At 63.8% G+C, this 16,205-nt stretch carries 10 protein-coding genes; 7 read left to right on the top strand and 3 right to left on the bottom strand.

From position 1 onward, the window contains the following. Window positions 1–11: 11 nt before the first annotated feature. From F8S13_12395 to lepB, 3 genes are all read right to left on the bottom strand, one after another. A complete protein-coding gene (locus F8S13_12395; GenBank protein ID KAB8143031.1) occupies window positions 12–1,130 on the bottom strand; it encodes a SpoIIE family protein phosphatase in 1,119 nt (372 codons plus the stop codon). 53 nt (window positions 1,131–1,183) lie between these two features. Further along, window positions 1,184–3,148 (bottom strand): PQQ-binding-like beta-propeller repeat protein, encoded by a 1,965-nt coding sequence (locus F8S13_12390; protein ID KAB8143030.1) that lies wholly within the window; start codon window positions 3,146–3,148, stop codon window positions 1,184–1,186. 205 nt (window positions 3,149–3,353) lie between these two features. Next, on the bottom strand, window positions 3,354–4,049 hold the full coding sequence (gene lepB, locus F8S13_12385) for a signal peptidase I (GenBank protein ID KAB8143029.1): 696 nt from the start codon (window positions 4,047–4,049) through the stop codon (window positions 3,354–3,356). 315 nt (window positions 4,050–4,364) lie between these two features. Here lepB and F8S13_12380 point away from each other — a divergent pair, with 315 nt between their 5' ends. The 7 genes from F8S13_12380 to F8S13_12350 all read left to right on the top strand — a co-directional run bounded on the left by F8S13_12380 (window position 4,365) and on the right by F8S13_12350 (window position 16,027). Beyond that, window positions 4,365–7,658: a choice-of-anchor D domain-containing protein gene (locus F8S13_12380; GenBank protein ID KAB8143028.1), complete on the top strand. Its 3,294-nt coding sequence runs from the start codon at window positions 4,365–4,367 to the stop codon at window positions 7,656–7,658. 78 nt (window positions 7,659–7,736) lie between these two features. Beyond that, on the top strand, window positions 7,737–8,627 hold the full coding sequence (locus F8S13_12375) for a carboxypeptidase-like regulatory domain-containing protein (GenBank protein ID KAB8143027.1): 891 nt from the start codon (window positions 7,737–7,739) through the stop codon (window positions 8,625–8,627). Between the two features lie 233 nt (window positions 8,628–8,860). Then, complete coding sequence (locus tag F8S13_12370) at window positions 8,861–10,048, top strand: thiolase family protein (protein ID KAB8143026.1); 1,188 nt, start codon at window positions 8,861–8,863, stop codon at window positions 10,046–10,048. Between the two features lie 529 nt (window positions 10,049–10,577). After that, window positions 10,578–12,158: a hypothetical protein gene (locus F8S13_12365; protein ID KAB8143025.1), complete on the top strand. Its 1,581-nt coding sequence runs from the start codon at window positions 10,578–10,580 to the stop codon at window positions 12,156–12,158. Window positions 12,159–12,320: 162 nt separating this feature from the next. Beyond that, entirely contained in the window at window positions 12,321–13,520 is a 1,200-nt protein-coding gene (locus F8S13_12360) for an ABC transporter substrate-binding protein (GenBank protein KAB8143024.1), read from the top strand. Between the two features lie 32 nt (window positions 13,521–13,552). Beyond that, complete coding sequence (locus tag F8S13_12355; protein KAB8143023.1) at window positions 13,553–15,199, top strand: VWA domain-containing protein; 1,647 nt, start codon at window positions 13,553–13,555, stop codon at window positions 15,197–15,199. 84 nt (window positions 15,200–15,283) lie between these two features. Next, window positions 15,284–16,027 (top strand): hypothetical protein, encoded by a 744-nt coding sequence (locus F8S13_12350; protein ID KAB8143022.1) that lies wholly within the window; start codon window positions 15,284–15,286, stop codon window positions 16,025–16,027. Window positions 16,028–16,205: the final 178 nt, after the last annotated feature.

Below are 16,205 nucleotides of genomic sequence, written 5' to 3'. Positions count from 1 at the left end.
CTGCCCTTCCCCTAGCCCAGCGAGACCACGATCGCGGAGATGTTGTCCTCGCCCCCGGCGGCGTTGGCGTGGGCAATCAGCGCCCGGCATGCGTCGGCTGGCCAGATCGTGCTGCTGATCAGGCGGTGCAGCTCGGGGTCATCGAGCATGCTCCATAGCCCATCGCTGCAGAGCAGCAGGTGGCTGGCCTCGCCTGTCTGGAAGTAGTCATAGTCGACCGCGACCTCGGGCGACTGGCCCACCGTGCGGTAGAGGTGCGAGCGCATGGGGTGCTCGCGCGAGTCCTCGGGGCTGAGCTGGCCAAGCTCGATCAGCCGCCCAACCGCCGAGTGGTCGCTGGTCAGCTGCTTCATGCGGTCGGGCGTCACGAGGTAGGCGCGCGAGTCGCCGATATGGCCGATGTAGACGGTGTGGCCGATCAGCAGGGCGGCGGTGCAGGTGGTGCCCATGTCGGTGCCATTGGTCTGGGCGGCATTCCAGATCGCACGGTTGGCCTCCTGCAGGGCTTTGGTGAGCATGCTCTGGATAGAATCGGTCATCGCCTCGTCGAGCGCGGGGATGATCAGATCGGCTATGAGCGAGTTGGCTGCGGTGCTGATCGCCATCCTGCTGGCTATTTCGCCGCCGTCGTGCCCGCCCATCCCGTCGGCCACGATGAAGATGCCGATCGGTACATCGCCGCTGGCCCGTGGCACGGTGGCGATCATGCCAAACACGCTATCTTGGTTGATCGAGCGGATCTGCCCAATATCACGCTGGGCTGAAAAGGCTAGGCCGTGGGCGCTCGGCTCGAAGGGCGCGGCGGGTGCGGCGGCAGGTGGTAGATCGGCAGGCTGCGCAGTCGTGGGCAGCGGGGTGGTGATGGCGCTCTCGTCGCTGCTTGCTGATGCGTAGGGGCTGTCGCCTGTGGGCGGTGGCTCGCCCGCTGTAGGGTTCTCTAGCCACCATGTGTCATCGGGTGCGTCTGCCGAGGTTGCCGTGACAGCCTCGACCGACGAGGTTTCGGCCTCAGCTGTGGGGTGTGGCGCCTCGGCAGCCTCAACCGCTGGGGGCTGCGCCTCGTCGGGCTGGGGCACAGGGTTGCCTCCCCCTGCGCCCGTTTCGTCTGTGCTGAAAACAGGGTGCTGCATTATCACCTACTCGCACATGACCCCTATATGCTAGGGGTCGCTGCTTGTCTGCCTCACGCCTTCAGTGCGTAGAGGTGATGATCCATTGAGCCGACGTAGACAATGCCCTCGTTCACGGTAGGTGACGAGACCACAGGGCCGCCGGTGGTATGCTTCCAGATCACGTCGCCAGTTGCGGCGTCCAAGCAGTAGACATAGCCATCCACCGCCCCGAAGTAGACCCGGCCACCATCGACATAGGGCGAGGATGTGATCTGGCTGCCGGTGTCAAACTTCCAGGCGGCGCGGCCATTCTTCACTTCGAGCGCGTACATCAGGCCATCGACCCCACCGATATAGACCCGGTTGCCAGCCACAAAGGGCGAGGAGTTGACATAGTGATTGGTGCGCACCTTCCAGGCTGGCCAGCCGCCCTCGGAGTCGAGCGCGTAGATGTTCTGATCCATCGAGCCGACGATCACGAGGCCATCGACAAAGGCTGGCGATGAGATGATCGGCTGTTGGGTCTTCTGTTTCCACTTCAGCGCGCCGTTGCGGATGTCGACGCTGTAGACATGGCCATCGTTGCCGCCGAAGAACACCATGCCATTGGCCACACGTGCCGACGAGCGGATGGGCATCCAGGTGCGATATTTCCAGATCCCGGTGCCACGCAGGCCATCGATCGCGTGCATATGCTGGTCATCCGAGCCGACAAAGATCACGCGGTCTTCGACGCGGGGCGAGGAGCGCACCGGCTTGCCGGTGCGGTAGGCCCAGCGATGGCTGCCGCGCCGCTGCTCAAGGGCGTAGACCCCACCATCTTCCGATCCAAAGATCACGATATCTTGCCAGATAGCCGGTGATGATGCGATCCCGCCTTCGGTGGCGTGCTTCCAGCGGAACTCGCCGCGCAGGGCGTCGAGCGCGTAGAGGTTGGTATCATAGCAGCCGATAAAGACCATCCCATTGCCCACACAGGGCGAGGATCGGATCTCATCTTCTGCCTTGAATGCCCAGATCACCTCGGCTTTGGTGGCGCTGCTGCGTGTGGCTGCTGCCACCTTTGTGGCGGCGGGGGCACTGCTGCTGGGCATCGCAACCGTGCCGCCCAGGCTAAGCAGCGCCTGCTTCATCTCGCTGGCCGACGACCAGCGCTGATCGGCCTCGTAGGCCAGCGCCCGCTCGATGATCGCCTCAAGGTTGGGGTTGATCTCGGGGTTGAACTTGTTAATCGGCCGCTCATGGAAGGTGAACGGTGTCTGCAGGCGCGGGTCGGTATTGGTGAGCAGGTGGTGCAGGGTGGCCCCAAGGGCATAGATGTCGCCACGTGGCTCGGCCATGCCGCGGTACTGCTCGGGCGGCGAGTAGCCCTCGGTGCCGATCATGGTGCCTTTGCGGTCGGTGCGCTCAAGCGTGCGCGCGATGCCGAAGTCGATCAGCACGATGCGGTCTTCGGCGGTGACAATCGCATTTGATGGCTTGAGATCGCGGAAGACGATCGGATCTGGCTCGTGGCTATGCAGGTAGCTCAGCACATCGCAGATCTGAATAGCCCAGCTGATCACGCGGGCCTCGGGGAGGGGGCCGTGGGCCTCATCGAGCACACTCTCAAGGTCTTTGCCTGCCACCAGCTCCATGATCAGGTAGACGCGGCCATTCTCTTCAAAGAAATCGTAGACCTTGGGGGTGGCAGGGTGCTGGATGGTGGCGAGCAGGCCGGCCTCGCGCTCGAAGTTCTTCAGGTTGAACAGGCGCGTGTTGGAGTCGGGCGCGCTCTGGTACATCTCTTTGATCGCGCACGAGCGCACCACATCCTTGAAGCGGAGATCGCGGCCTTTGTAGACCACGCTCATACCGCCGATGCCGATCGTGCTCTCGATCTGGTAGCGCCCCTGGAGGATGACCCCTGGCTGCATGGTGGGTGCGGCTGGCGCGCTGGGCGCGGCAGGGATGGCGGCGGTACCAGGTGCTGGCTCGGCTGGCGGTGCAGCTGCGCCAATGCTCTTGGTGGTTCCTGATTTCTTAATAAGCGGCATGCGGTCCTCCGGCGGAATGCCGAGTTCGTCGCAGTACTAGAGTGCGCACGGGGAACTTCGGCCACATAGCCGCTATTATAGGGCTATTAAGGCTGCTCGGCAACAATCTGCCGATGCCGGTTGCGTCACAATCTAGTAATGGCGAGAACATAGGTTGGTTTACACTTTTGCGGTGTGGGTATGGTACGATCGGTTTTGCTATGGTCTAGGGAAAGAACTGAACATTTTCGAGTGGCCAGTATTTTAACACAACCCGCCCGACGATTTGCCCCCCAGGCACTGGCCCAAAGCTGCGCGAGTCGCGGCTGACACTCCGGTTGTCGCCGAGCATAAAATACTCGTCGTCGCCAAGCACCCATGGCCCACACGAGGTGATGCAGCTGGTGGTTACGCCGTGAAGATATGGCTCCGCTTGTTTGTGGCCATTAAGGTAGATTGCCCCATCCTGGATGCTGATGGTATCGCCCGGAAGGCCAATCACTCGTTTGATCAGCGGGTCTCCAGTGAGGCTAGGGGTGTCATAGAATACCGCTATCTGCCCATGCTGAAAGAGGGTGATGTCGGGGCTGGGCTGGCCTGCTGCGTGGGCTGTGCCGACGAAGATGTCGTTCCAGAGGCTGCCGACCCTGCTTACCACCACGCGCTGGCCTTCGTGGAAGTTTGGCTCCATGCTGGTCTGGCGGATGACAAAGCGCCCTAGGAAGGTTGTGAGCAGCAGAAAGAGCAGTGTGGATTGGATACAGGTCTGTATGAAGGGACGAATGACCTTGCGCGGCGTGGTGTGAGATGGTAGGTGCGACACGGCAATGATCCTTATGATGCGACTGTTTGAGATACGGTAGTGCCGTATTTCTAACGTTTTGTATTGTAACAACCGCGTTTTTATGGAACAATAAGACATTGGTCCGGTGGCTGTATGCGGGATCTGTCGGTTTGGTGGCGCATAATAGTAAATAAGACGTTAAAATGGTAGATGGGAAAATGAGCATATGTCGGAATGATTACAATTTGTGCTAAACTTGCTACTAGTAATACCGTAACGTTATGGCACAATAATAGATAGAGGCTCTGTATCGGTCACAGCCTGCTGCACTAGGGGAACCCATATGTGTTTTGATGGCTATTCATAATGGCCATACCTTGATCTGACATTCGCCGTTTCATCCCCGTCCTGGTCTCACGTCTGTCACATGTTGTCTTGGAGGAAGACACATCTATGAACACACCCTTCCGTGGAATGCTTTCAGCACGCTGGCGCTGGGCCGCGATTATTGCGCTATTAAGCACATTTTTCCTGAGCCACTCTGCCTGGGCCGCCCCCGACCCAAACTTGGATGTTACCCTTTCTGATAACACCGCCACTGCGGTGTCGAATCAGGAAATTACGTATACGATCAAAATTGTTAATTCAGGCCCCACGGTTACACCCTCTATTGTTTTTACTTTTCCGGCCAATATCACCTTCCAAAGTGCCCTGCCTGCGCCCGATGCCTCAACCGCAGCAGATCTGACCTGGACCACCCAGCCAATCGCTGCGGGCGCTACGGCGCGCTTCTATGTGACGGTCAAGATTGATCCGAGCCTCAATAATGGCACGGTGCTGACATCGCAGGTGGATGTGACGACAGGGAGCGGCACCAACACCGCGACCGATGTGACCACCATCCAGGCGCCACAGCTGACCGCCACCCCCACATCACTTGCTTTCGGCAACCAGCGCGTGGGCACCACGTCGGCGGCGAAAACCGTCACCCTCAAGAACACCGGTGCCCAGCCTGTGGTACTGTCGGCATCCTCGTCTTGGTCGTTCTCCGCGGCTGGCTATGCGGTTTCCTCCACTACCTGTAATGGGGCGACGCTGGCGGTAAACGCTACCTGCACAATAAGTATCACATTCACCCCGCCGGCCACAGGTACTATCAACTCGACGCTGTCGGTCCCGAGCGATGCGCCATCCAGCCCGCTGCAGATCAGCCTGACCGGCACGGGCACCGCTCCGGCGATCTCGGTGACGCCTACGGCTCTGACGTTTGGTGTCCAGAAGGTGAACACGACCAGCGCTGCCCAGGTCGTTACCATCACCAACACGGGCGATGCGGTGCTGACCTTCACCTCGACCAATATCACCGGCAACCCCGAGTTTACTTCGACGAAGACATGTGGCGCCACGCTTGCTGCGGGGGCGTCGTGTACGATCAGCGTATCGTTCCGCCCGACCGGCACTGGTGCGCGCACCCAGGGTACGCTCACCATTGTCAGCAATGCGAGCAACACCCCCTCGGTGCCCGTGACTCTGGATGGCACCGGCGCGGCCCCTGCCGTGCTGCTGAGCACAAACTCGCTGGATTTCGGCACGCAGACCCTGAACCAGACTACCACCGCCCAGAGCGTGACCGTGACGAATGATAGCGATGTCTCGCTGGTCATCTCGTCGGTGACGATTGTTGGCACCAACCCTGGCGATTTCGCGCAGACCAATACCTGCGCGACAGTGGCAGCCCATGGGACATGCACGATCAATGTCACCTTCAAACCCACTGCGGTGGGCGCACGCAGCGCGACACTGAGCATCGCAGATGATGCGAGCGGCTCGCCCCACACCGTGGATCTTGCTGGTGTTGGTGTGAATGCTGCGATTGTGCTGAGCCCTACAACGCTGGCCTTTGGCGATCAGATCGTGAATACGGTGAGCGCTAGCCAGACATTTACCATCACCAGCAGCGGCGGCGCGCCGCTGAATGTCACGAATGTGACCTTCCCTGCCCCCTACCAGGGTACACCGGGTACCTGCACCGGCACCTCGTTCACGCTGAACCCCGGATCGAGCTGCACCTTCACCGTGACATTCGCGCCGACCTCGGCGGGCGACTTTAATCTTTCGGCGCTGATCTATAGCAACGCCAGCGCGCGGCCAGTGGGCGTAGCGCTCACCGGCAAGGGCGTTGTGGTGGCACCGGCGGTCACGCTGAATCCGACCTCGCTGGATTTCGGCTCGGTGGCCTACGGCGTGGCCAGCCCGCCCAAGACGGTGACTCTGACCAATAGCGGCAATGCTACGCTTTCGATCACCGGCCTAGTGCCGCCCAGCAATGCCGATTTCGCTGTCAGCAGCGACTGTTCGGCCACCCTGGCCGCTGGGGCATCGTGCACGATCACCGTGATCTTTACGCCGTCGGTTGGGGGCGCGGGCACGGGTGTGATCTCGGTTGAGACCAACGCGGCCAGCTCGCCCGACCTCATCCAGCTGACCGGCGTGGGCGTTGCCCCGAAGTACGGCTCCTCGCCCGCCGCTGGTGCGCTGACGATCTCAAGCGTGATCGGCTCCTCCAACACCGTGGTGATCACGGTCAACAACACCGGCAGCGCAACGCTGAATGTGAGCGCCCCTGCCGAGACGGTGGCTGCACCCTTTGGCGTCACGCCCGCCTCGGCCTACACGGTGGCGGCAGGCGCGAGCGCGCAGGTGGCGGTGACATGTTCGCCGACCGCCGCTGGCCCCTACAGCCAGGTGCTGACCTACACGACCAACGACCCCACGCTGCCCTCGGTGTCCTACAATATCACCTGCAATGGCACCGCTACGCCCACGGCAGGCTTTGCCTCGTCGCCTGCTGTGGGTGGCACGATCGCCTTCGGCGATGTGGCCGCCAATACCACGGCGACAAGCGACCTGATGATCAGCGAGGTGGGTACGGCAGATCTGATCGTAGGCCTGAAGGGCGGATCGGTTGCCACCGCCCTGACGGGTGCGCAGGCTAGCAGCTTCAGCGTCGCTGGGGCATTCCCGCTGACTGTCGCCGATGGCGCTGCTGGATCGACCTTGGTGGTGTCATGCGGCCCGCAGGCCGAGGGTGATCTGACGGCGACGCTGACCCTGACCACCAACGACCCGGCCCAGCCCGAGGTATCCTACACCCTCACCTGCAAGGGCGTGGGCACGCCGATCCACCTGCTGTACCTGCCGCTGCTGGCCCGCGCGACCGATCCGGCCGATCTGGTGGTGACCGCGTTCACCATCACGCCCATGTCGCTAAAGGCTGGTGATCCGGTGGCGGTTAGCGCGGTGGTCTCGAACAATGGGCAGACCACGACGGGCGGCTTCTGGGTGGACCTGTACCTGAACCCGACGGCTGCACCGACGGCGGCCAACCTGCCCTGGAACGAGACCTGCGGGCTGCTGCAGCCGTGCTACGGCCTCGCCTGGTATGTGGAGGGCCTGGCGCCTGGGGCGAGCATCACGCTCACCTCGAACGAGGGCAGCTACTTTGCCCAGAATAGCAACTGGATTGGCACCTTGGCCGCAGGCACCACCACCGCGTACCTGTATGCCGACAGCTGGAACCGCGATGATACGAATGGCACGCGTGTGGAAACAGGCGCTGTCGTTGAGAGCAACGAGTCGAATAACCGAGCGGATATCTCGGGGATCAGCGTGAGCGCGAGCGGTCTGCGACTGAAGAGCGCTGACACGACATCGCTGCCGCAGCGACCGCTGCACCCGAAGCAGTAGAGCAGCATCGGCGATGCGAGGCTTGCCTCGCATCGCCACAGAATGTACTACAACATCCTAAGCAAGGAGATCGACACTATGCGGATAAAAACATTTGCGACTCTTGGCCTGGCTGGGGGGATGCTGGCCCTGGCCTTTAGCCTGGGCATCCCGGCGGCGAACGGCGCTCCGGCGAGCGCCCCGCTGCTGCAGCCCTCGCCGCGCCCCACGCTGATCCCCACATCCACGGCCCGCCCGACAGCCACCACAGCGGCTACGGCAGTTGCCACCACGGTGGCCACCGCCAAGCCCCACGCCACTTCGACATCGAAGAACAATAGCAAGGAAGAGGTGGTGCGCTATGGCCACATCACTGGCACGGTCATCGATGAGCGCACCGGCGCTCCGGTGAGCTATGTGAAGGTGATGGTAGGCAGCTACACGCTGATGACCGATGTGAGCGGCAACTATGATCTGTGGGTGCCCACCGGCACCTACGATGTGGTGCTTTCGCTTACGGGTGGGCAGGGTACCCCGGTGCACGCCTCCTCGAAGGTGACGATTAAGGCCGACACGACCACCGTGGAGCACCTGAGCTTCCGATCGGCTGCGCCTGCGGTGGCTGCGCCTGCCGAGATCGCCCCGGTGGTGGCCCCCGATACGGCGGTTGCCCCTGTGGTCGTCGAGGCCCCGGTGGCCGAGGCCCCGGCTAAGGCCCCGACTCTGACGGCCAAAGAGTCGCCGGAGCGGCTGCCGACCACCGGCGAGGGCGACTCGCTGCCGATGATGGTGATGTGGGTGGCGGTGGTGCTGGTGCTGATGGGCGGCCTGCTAGCGATCCCCCCGGTTCGGCTGGCGCTGGTGCCCATGTTTGGGGCCAGCCACACCAACAAGGCTGCCGATGAGCGCCTGCTCAGCCGCCTGATCGGCGCGAAGAGTGCAAAGACTGACGAGGAAGATCGGGCATTTTTGGATGATCTGCTGAAGTAGCACATCCTGAAAAGCACGGAAGCGGGGGCGATCCTAACATCACATGATGTAGGACCGCCCCTCGGTTTTTTTGCCATTGGGAAGCCGTAAATTGCTGGTTGATAGACCCGCAGATTTCTGCTATCATATTGCCTGAAATGGATCGTACACGGTGTGGTGTCGAGCACTCCCCTGCGGTTTGTGCGCCGAAGGGGTTTTTTTTCTAGCAGATCTCAAAGATACAGGAGCGCATCATGCACGATCAGGATGTTGTGATTGTGAGCGCAGCACGAACGCCCATTGGCAAGTTCCAGGGCGCATATAAGGATATGTCGGCGACCGCCCTTGGCGGCCACGCGGTGCGCGCCGCGGTGGCGCGGGCAGGGGTCGATGCCGCGCTGGTGGATGAGTGCATCATGGGTAATGTGGTGAGCGCCGGCCTGGGCCAGGCCCCCGCCCGCCAGGCCGCGCTGGCCGGTGGCCTGCCCGATAGCGTCAGCACCATGGGCGTGAGCAAGGTCTGCGGCAGCGGCCTGAAGGCCGTGATGCTGGCCACCGCGCTGATCCGCGCGGGCGATGCCCAGGTGGCAGTGGCGGGCGGCATGGAGAACATGTCGCGCGGGCCGTACCTGCTGCCCCAGGGCCGCAGCGGCTACCGCCTTGGCCACGGCGAGATCCTGGATGCGACGGTGCACGATGGCCTGTGGTGCTCGTTCGAGAACCACCACATGGGCCTCTCTGCCGAGTGGATCGCCAGCGCCCAGGATGTGAGCCGCGAAGCCCAGGATGCCTACGCCTTCGAGTCGCACCGCCGCGCGATCGCCGCGCAGGATGCGGGCCTGTTCAACGACGAGATCGCGCCGGTGGAGATCGCGCTGGGCCGTGGCAAGACCGCCACGGTGAGCGCCGACGAGCCGCCCCGTCGCGACACCAGTATGGAGGCGCTGGCCAAGCTGCGGCCCTCGTTTACCAGCGATGGCACGGTGACGGCGGGCAATGCCCCCGGCATCACCGACGGCGCGGCGGCGCTGGTGCTGATGAGCGGCGCGAAGGCCCGCGATCTGGGCCTGCAGCCGCTGGCCAGGGTCATGGGCACGGCCCAGGCGGGCGTGAAGCCGCTGGAGATCTTCACCGCGCCGCCGTTCGCCGTCCGCCGCCTGCTGGAGAAGACCGGTACGACGGTTGATGACTACGACCTGTTCGAGCTGAACGAGGCGTTTGCCGCCCAGTCGGTGGCCAACGCCCGCGCCCTGAACCTGGATGTCGATCGCCTGAATGTGCACGGCGGCGCGATCGCGCTGGGCCACCCGATTGGCGCGTCGGGCGCGCGCGTGCTGGTGACGCTGATCTATGCCCTGCGACAGCGGGGCGGCCAGCGTGGCATCGCCTCGCTGTGTATCGGCGGCGGCGAGGCCGTGGCGCTGGCAGTGGAGCTGATGTAGCAGCACCTGGTGCTATACATATTGTTTTGTCGATGTTGCACATACCATACAAGGAGGTTCTGGCCATGACACAGCAAGACCTACTCGAAACGCTCGAAGAAGGCGTGAAGAATGGTCGGCTCTCGCCGCATCTGGCTGCTTTTATTGCCGCAGATCTGCTGGGCACCGAGGCGTCGGAGACGGATTTTGAGGACGTGGCGCTGGCAGTTGACGATGATGCCCGGCGGAACTAGCCGGGGCCGCCAATGGTTGGAAGCCACCCTTTGAGCAAGGTGCCATGGTAGGAATTCTCTGGTTGGCTTATCCCTAATCATTGGCGATTAGGCGTAGAGGCGCGGGGCAGTGTGGCCCCGCGCTTTTTTTGTGTCAGACTTTCTTCCCCCTACGCATAGAAAAGATCGCACCCCTATCGTTTATTTTGATAGATCCTGGTGGTATACCTGTTGACAAGCGCAAAAAGAAAATTATAAGATACAGCAGATCTTTCACACGGATACATAACGCTTTGACATGATGAATAGGAGCTAGGATGGACCGACGCCATAGTCTTTTGCGGCGTGCGCCGATGGTGGTGCTGATCCTTGCCATCTTGATAGGCGCGCTGCCGACACGGGCGCAGGCGCAGACCCCGGCGCGCTACTTCTCGCAGACGGGGCACTACCTCAAGGGCGTGTTTCGCACCTACTGGGAGAGCAAGGGCGGTGTGGCGATCTTTGGTCTGCCGATCACCGAGGAGTATATCCGCCGCGCCGACGGCAAGCTGGTGCAGTATTTTGAGCGCGCCCGCTTTGAGCTGCGTGTGCAGAACAACCAGGGCTTTGTGGATCTTGGCCGCCTTGGCGCAGAGGTGACGGGCATCCAGCAGCCCTCGGGCGCGATGGGCGGCGCGTTCAAGGCCTACTGGCAGAGGTACGGCGGCACCGCCATCTTCGGCGTGCCGCTCACCAACGAGTACGGCGAGGTGCAGTCCGATGGGCGCACCCACACCGTGCAGTGGACCGAGCGCGCTAAGTTCGAGCTGTGGGGCAGCGAGGTGCGCCTGTCGCTGCTGGGCCGCCTGCTCGCGCCGCCGCAGCTGCTGGCGGCCTGGCCCGCCGACACCCAGCCGGGCGCTCCGCTGGATGAGGATGGCGTGCCGCTACCCACTGGGGCGGGCAGCGACAGCTACGGCAGCACATCCGCCGCCGCGCGGGTGGTGCCCGCAAGCGGCGCTCCTGGCCAGGTCTTCACCATCCAGGGCGAGGGCTTCCAGGCGGGCGAGCCGGTGACGCTGTGGCTGACATCGCCGGATATGAAGGTGCGCTCGATCAAGCGCAAGCCCACCGCCAGCGGCGCAGGCTCGATCACTGGGTCGCAGGTGAGCTTCACCAGCGGCGACTTTAGCAACGGGCGCTGGGCGATCTCGGCGCGGGGCGAGAAGAGCGGGCGGGTTGCCATCGGCTACTTCACCGTGATCGGTGCGGTGGGCGACCCCAACAAGCTGGGCGAGATGCTGCATACCACGCTGCAGCCCATGGGCCGCGGCTCGATCGCGCCGCTGGCGGCGGTGCCGGGCAGCGCCTTTGTGTTTAGCGCCGCCGGGTTCGACCCCAACGAGGAGGTGGGCGTGTGGCTCACCAAGCCCAACGGCGCTGGCCTGGAGTCGGTGAGCGATGGGGCGGTGCAGCGCGACGGCGGCGGCGGCATGCGCGTGGTGGTGAAGCCGCAGGCCAACCTGCAGGGCGTGTGGCTGGCCACGGCCCAGGGCAAGAACACCAAGCGCGCGGTGACAGCGCTGTTTAAGCTGACCAGCGATTTCTACGCGCCGATCGGCACGCCGCGCCCGGCCAACCGCAACGGCAGCGTCAGCCCCGCCGAGGGCGGCCAGAGCACCCAGTTCAACCTGGGCGGCAGCGGGTTCCGCGCCAGCGAGCAGGCCGAGCTGTGGGTGACGACCCCCGACGGATCGTACTACCTGATGGGCAATGTGCAGGCCAATAAGAGCGGGCGGATCGCCTACACGGTGAAGTTTACCCTTCAGAACGCGCTGGGTGTCTATGGCTACCACTATCGTGGCCTCTCCAGCGGCAACCGGGTGGATCTGTATATGACCTTCAATGGCACGCCATAGGCGCTGGCGCATACTGCTCTGGTGGGCTGGCCGAAGGGTGCGGGACGCTCTTCGGCCTTTTCTTCTTGCAACGAAGGCCCGCCCCGATTCGTACACTACAGTGGGCGGCTCTGAGCCGAGCTACTGTGCCCGATAGGCGCTGCCACTGGTGCGCCCTAGCCTATGAGGTTGATGATGCTGCGTCTTTCCCGAATGATCGGTACGGCATTTCTTCTGGTGGCGGTGCTGGTGACGGCGGCCCGGCTGCTGGGTGCGCCGCTGGGCAGCGGGCTGGCGGGTGTGCCGATCGAGCCCAAGCGCGAGCCGGTGGTGCTGACGCTCTGGTATAGCACCGAGAAAGAGCAGTGGCTCCAGGCTGCTATCGCCCAGTTCGCCGCCACCGCGCCCACGGTTGATGGCCGCCCCATCCAGGTGAATCTGGTGGGCCTCGGCTCGAACGAGATCGTGGAGCGGGTGGCCGCGCAGAGCTGGGGCGCGGGCGCGGCCCCGGCGGCGATCAGCCCGGCCAGCCAGACCCAGATCGACCTGCTGCGCGCCAGGGCGGGCGATGTGGTGCTGGGCGGCGCGGATGCGCCCCAGCCGCTGGTGGTGACGCCGCTGGTGCTGGTGGCCTGGGCCGACCGCGCCAGCGCGCTCTGGCCCAGCGGCCTGCCCAGGCAGGGCTTCTGGCAGGGCTTCCACGACGCCCTGCTCGATGACAAGGGCTGGAAGGCCCACGGCGGCAAGGAGGCCTGGGGCCTGATCAAGTTTGGCCATACCTCGCCCGCCAGCTCAAACAGCGGCATGCAGACCCTGGCGCTGCTCTCCTACGGCTGCCACGGCAAGGTGAGCGGCCTGACCTTGGCCGACGTGCAGGATGCCGAGTGCCAGGCCTGGGTGAGCGACCTAGAGCGCACGGTGCCTGATTTTGCCGAGAGCACGGGCGCGTTTATGACCGATATGGTGCGCTTCGGCCCTGGCAAGTACGACATGGCCACCGTCTACGAGAATGTGGCCCTGGAGCAAAGCGCGGTGGCCAAGGGCCGCGGCTCCTCGCTGAAGATCTTGTACCTGCCCGCCACGCTGCTGAGCGATCACCCCTTCGCCATCCTCTCGGGGGCGTGGGTGGCCCCCGAGCAGCAGCAGGCGGCGCGGGCGCTGCGCAGCTACCTGCTGAGCGAGCTGGTGCAGCAGCTGGCGCTGCGCAGCGGCTTCCGCCCATCCAACTCCAGCGTGTCGATCGGCCAGGGTGGGGCCGACAACCCCTTTGTGAGTGCGAAGGACAGTGGCGTGCAGATCGACCTTGGCCCGCAGGCCGAGCTGCCCAAGGCCGAGGTGCTGCAGGCGCTGGTCGATGCGTGGACCCGGCAGTTTGGCAGATAGCATAGGCTGCAAGCCAGATAAAGGAGTGACCGATGCGACGAATGGTTGGGCTGCTCTGCGCGCTGCTGGTGGGCGCGCAGCTGGTGGGCTGCGGCGAGCAGGCTGGCGGGGGCGCGCAGACCCCTGGCGAGGCACCGTCGAACGCGGTGAAGATCACCATCGCCTATAGCCCCGAGAAAGAAGAGTGGCTGAAGGAGCGGATCGCGACGTTTAATGCCAGTGGTGCGAAGCTGAACGGTAGCCCGATTTTTGTCGAGGGCTTGAATAAATCGAGCGGCGCGGCGCGCACCGAGCTGAAAAACGGACAGCTTGATGTAACGGTGTGGAGCCCGTCATCATCGACCTGGCTTGAGGTGCTGAAGCAGGAGAGTGGCAACGCCAACATCGCCGTCTCCAGCCGCCCGCTGGTGCTCACGCCGGTGGTTATCTCCATGTGGAAGCCGATGGCTGAGGCGCTGGGCTGGCCGAACAAACCGATTGGCTGGAGCGACATGCTGGCGCTGATCAACGACCCGCAGGGCTGGGGGGCCTACGGCCACCCCGAGTGGGGCAAGTTCACCTGGGGCCACACCGACCCCGAGATCAGCACCACCGCGCTCTCCACGCTGCTGGCCGAGTACTACGCTGCCGTGGGCAAGCAGCGCGACCTGACCGTGGCCGACGTGCAGAAGGCCGAGAGCCAGCAGTTCATCCGCGATCTGGGCAAGGGCATCAAGCACTACGGCTACAACACGCTGGTGTTCAGCGACAACATGCAGAAGTTTGGCACCAGCTATATTTCGGCCTTCCCGATGGAGGAGATCACGCTGATCGACTTCAACAAGAACAAGGCCCCCGCCGTGCCGCTGGTGGCGATCTACCCCAAGGAGGGCACCTTCTGGCACGACGACCCGTTTATCGTGATGTCGAAGGCCAGCGCCGAGCAGCAGCAGGCCGCCGAGACCTTCTTCACCTTCCTGATGAACGACGAGAGCCAGAAGGCCGCGCTGAGCTACGGCTTCCGCCCTGCCAGCGCCAATGTGCCCCTGGCCGACCCGGTGAGCGAGCGCTACGGCGTGCAGCCCCAGGGCGTGCAGAACGTGCTGCCGGTGCCATCTGCCGATGTGATCGTGGCGGCCAAGAACGTGTGGCAGCAGAACCGCAAGCGCGCCGACATCGTGCTGCTGGTGGATACATCCGGCTCGATGGAGGGCGACAAGATCGAGCAGGTCAAGGCTGGGCTTGAGACCTTCCTGGCCCGCATCCTGCCCGAGGACCGCATCGCGCTGGTGACGTTCGACTCCACGGCCACGGTGGCGGTGCCGCCCGCGCCGCTCTCCGAGAACCGCATCGCGCTGAGCGAGGCCATCCAGCAGATGCGCGCCACCGGCAAGACGGCGATTTACAACGGCCTGGATTCGGCCAAGCAGGTGCTCGATGGCCTGCCCAAGACCAGCGAGGACCGCATCCAGGCGATCGTGCTGCTCTCGGATGGGGCCGATACGGCCAGCTCGATCAGCTTCGAGCAGATCAAGGGCAGCTATGAGGAGACCGGCATCAGCATCTTCCCGGTGGCCTACGGCGCGGATGCTGACAAGCAGGTGCTGCAGGACATCGTCGACTTCTCGCACACCATCTTGGTCGAGGGCGACACCGGCAACATCGGCCAGATCTTTGACAATCTGAGCCGCTACTTCTAAGATCGCTGGCGGGCGGCTTGCCCACGGCCTCGCAAGCCGCCCGCGCTATCGCTTTTCTCCACCTGCAACAGCTTCGAGGAGCCTATGAACGCATTCGGACGCGCTGCGCTGCAGCCGCTTGCCATCGTGGTTGGGGTGTGTGCGCTGGTCGGCGGCGTGGTGGTGACGTGGTGGCTGCTGCCGCTGGGGCTGCTGGCCTACGCCGCCATGGTGGCGCTGGCCGCCCGCGACCCGCAGCTGCAGCTTGCCCCGCCGCCCAAGGTGACGCGCCCGCAGCTGAGCAGCCCAACCTTCCGCGCCCAGATCGAGGCGATCGAGCGCACCACCCAGGCCATCTCGCGCAGCATCGGCCAGTCCTCCGGGTCGCTGCGCGCGCTGCTGGCCCGCATCGATGACCAGGCCCGCGAGCTGCTGCGCGAGGCCTACACCCTGGCTGGCAAGGGCCAGGAGATCGAGCAGTATCTGGTGGGCGTGAACCAGAACGCCATCCAGAAGCAGATCGAGGCGCTCGACATCCGCCTGCGCTCGACCCAGGACCCCTACACCCGCGACCAGCTGGGCGAGACGCGCCAGGCCCTGACCGACCGCCAGAGCAACGCCCGCGACCTGGAGACCTACATCGAGCGGATCAACGCCCAGCTGCAGAACATCGCTGCCAACCTGGAGAACGTACAGGCCGAGACGGTGCGGCTGCGCACATCCGACGCGGTCAGCGCCGACACCGCCACCAACCAGGTGGCCCAGCGCCTCACCGACCTGAAGGCCGATATGGACGCCTTCCAGTCGGTGCTGGACACCGCGCTGACCCAGACGGCGCACGCGCCCTAGCCCGCACACCGCGCCAAAGGCCCGAGGCCACCTGCCTCGGGCCTTTGCCATGCTTGCAGCCGCACACCAGCGCTGGTAGCTGGTGCTGCATATCTCGTTTCTTCACCAGTTATCTACCATTACCCCACTTCACCCAGCGATTCGTGTCTGCTATAATGCAATTGGAGCCTCTTTCTCC

Source organism: Chloroflexia bacterium SDU3-3 (assembly GCA_009268125.1).
Taxonomy (GTDB): Bacteria; Chloroflexota; Chloroflexia; order Chloroflexales; family Roseiflexaceae; genus SDU3-3.
The sequence above is the reverse complement of the archived record's forward strand: the minus strand, read 5'-3'. Positions and strand labels throughout refer to the sequence as shown.

What these genes read in the sequence shown, in the direction of transcription:
- F8S13_12395 (KAB8143031.1), bottom strand. Translation starts at nt 1,130, where the DNA reads ATGCAGCACCCTGTTTTCAGCACAGACGAAACGGGCGCAGGGGGAGGC.
- F8S13_12390 (KAB8143030.1), bottom strand. Translation starts at nt 3,148, where the DNA reads ATGCCGCTTATTAAGAAATCAGGAACCACCAAGAGCATTGGCGCAGCT.
- lepB (KAB8143029.1), bottom strand. Translation starts at nt 4,049, where the DNA reads ATGTCTTATTGTTCCATAAAAACGCGGTTGTTACAATACAAAACGTTA.
- F8S13_12380 (KAB8143028.1), top strand. Translation starts at nt 4,365, where the DNA reads ATGAACACACCCTTCCGTGGAATGCTTTCAGCACGCTGGCGCTGGGCC.
- F8S13_12375 (KAB8143027.1), top strand. Translation starts at nt 7,737, where the DNA reads ATGCGGATAAAAACATTTGCGACTCTTGGCCTGGCTGGGGGGATGCTG.
- F8S13_12370 (KAB8143026.1), top strand. Translation starts at nt 8,861, where the DNA reads ATGCACGATCAGGATGTTGTGATTGTGAGCGCAGCACGAACGCCCATT.
- F8S13_12365 (KAB8143025.1), top strand. Translation starts at nt 10,578, where the DNA reads ATGGACCGACGCCATAGTCTTTTGCGGCGTGCGCCGATGGTGGTGCTG.
- F8S13_12360 (KAB8143024.1), top strand. Translation starts at nt 12,321, where the DNA reads ATGAGGTTGATGATGCTGCGTCTTTCCCGAATGATCGGTACGGCATTT.
- F8S13_12355 (KAB8143023.1), top strand. Translation starts at nt 13,553, where the DNA reads ATGCGACGAATGGTTGGGCTGCTCTGCGCGCTGCTGGTGGGCGCGCAG.
- F8S13_12350 (KAB8143022.1), top strand. Translation starts at nt 15,284, where the DNA reads ATGAACGCATTCGGACGCGCTGCGCTGCAGCCGCTTGCCATCGTGGTT.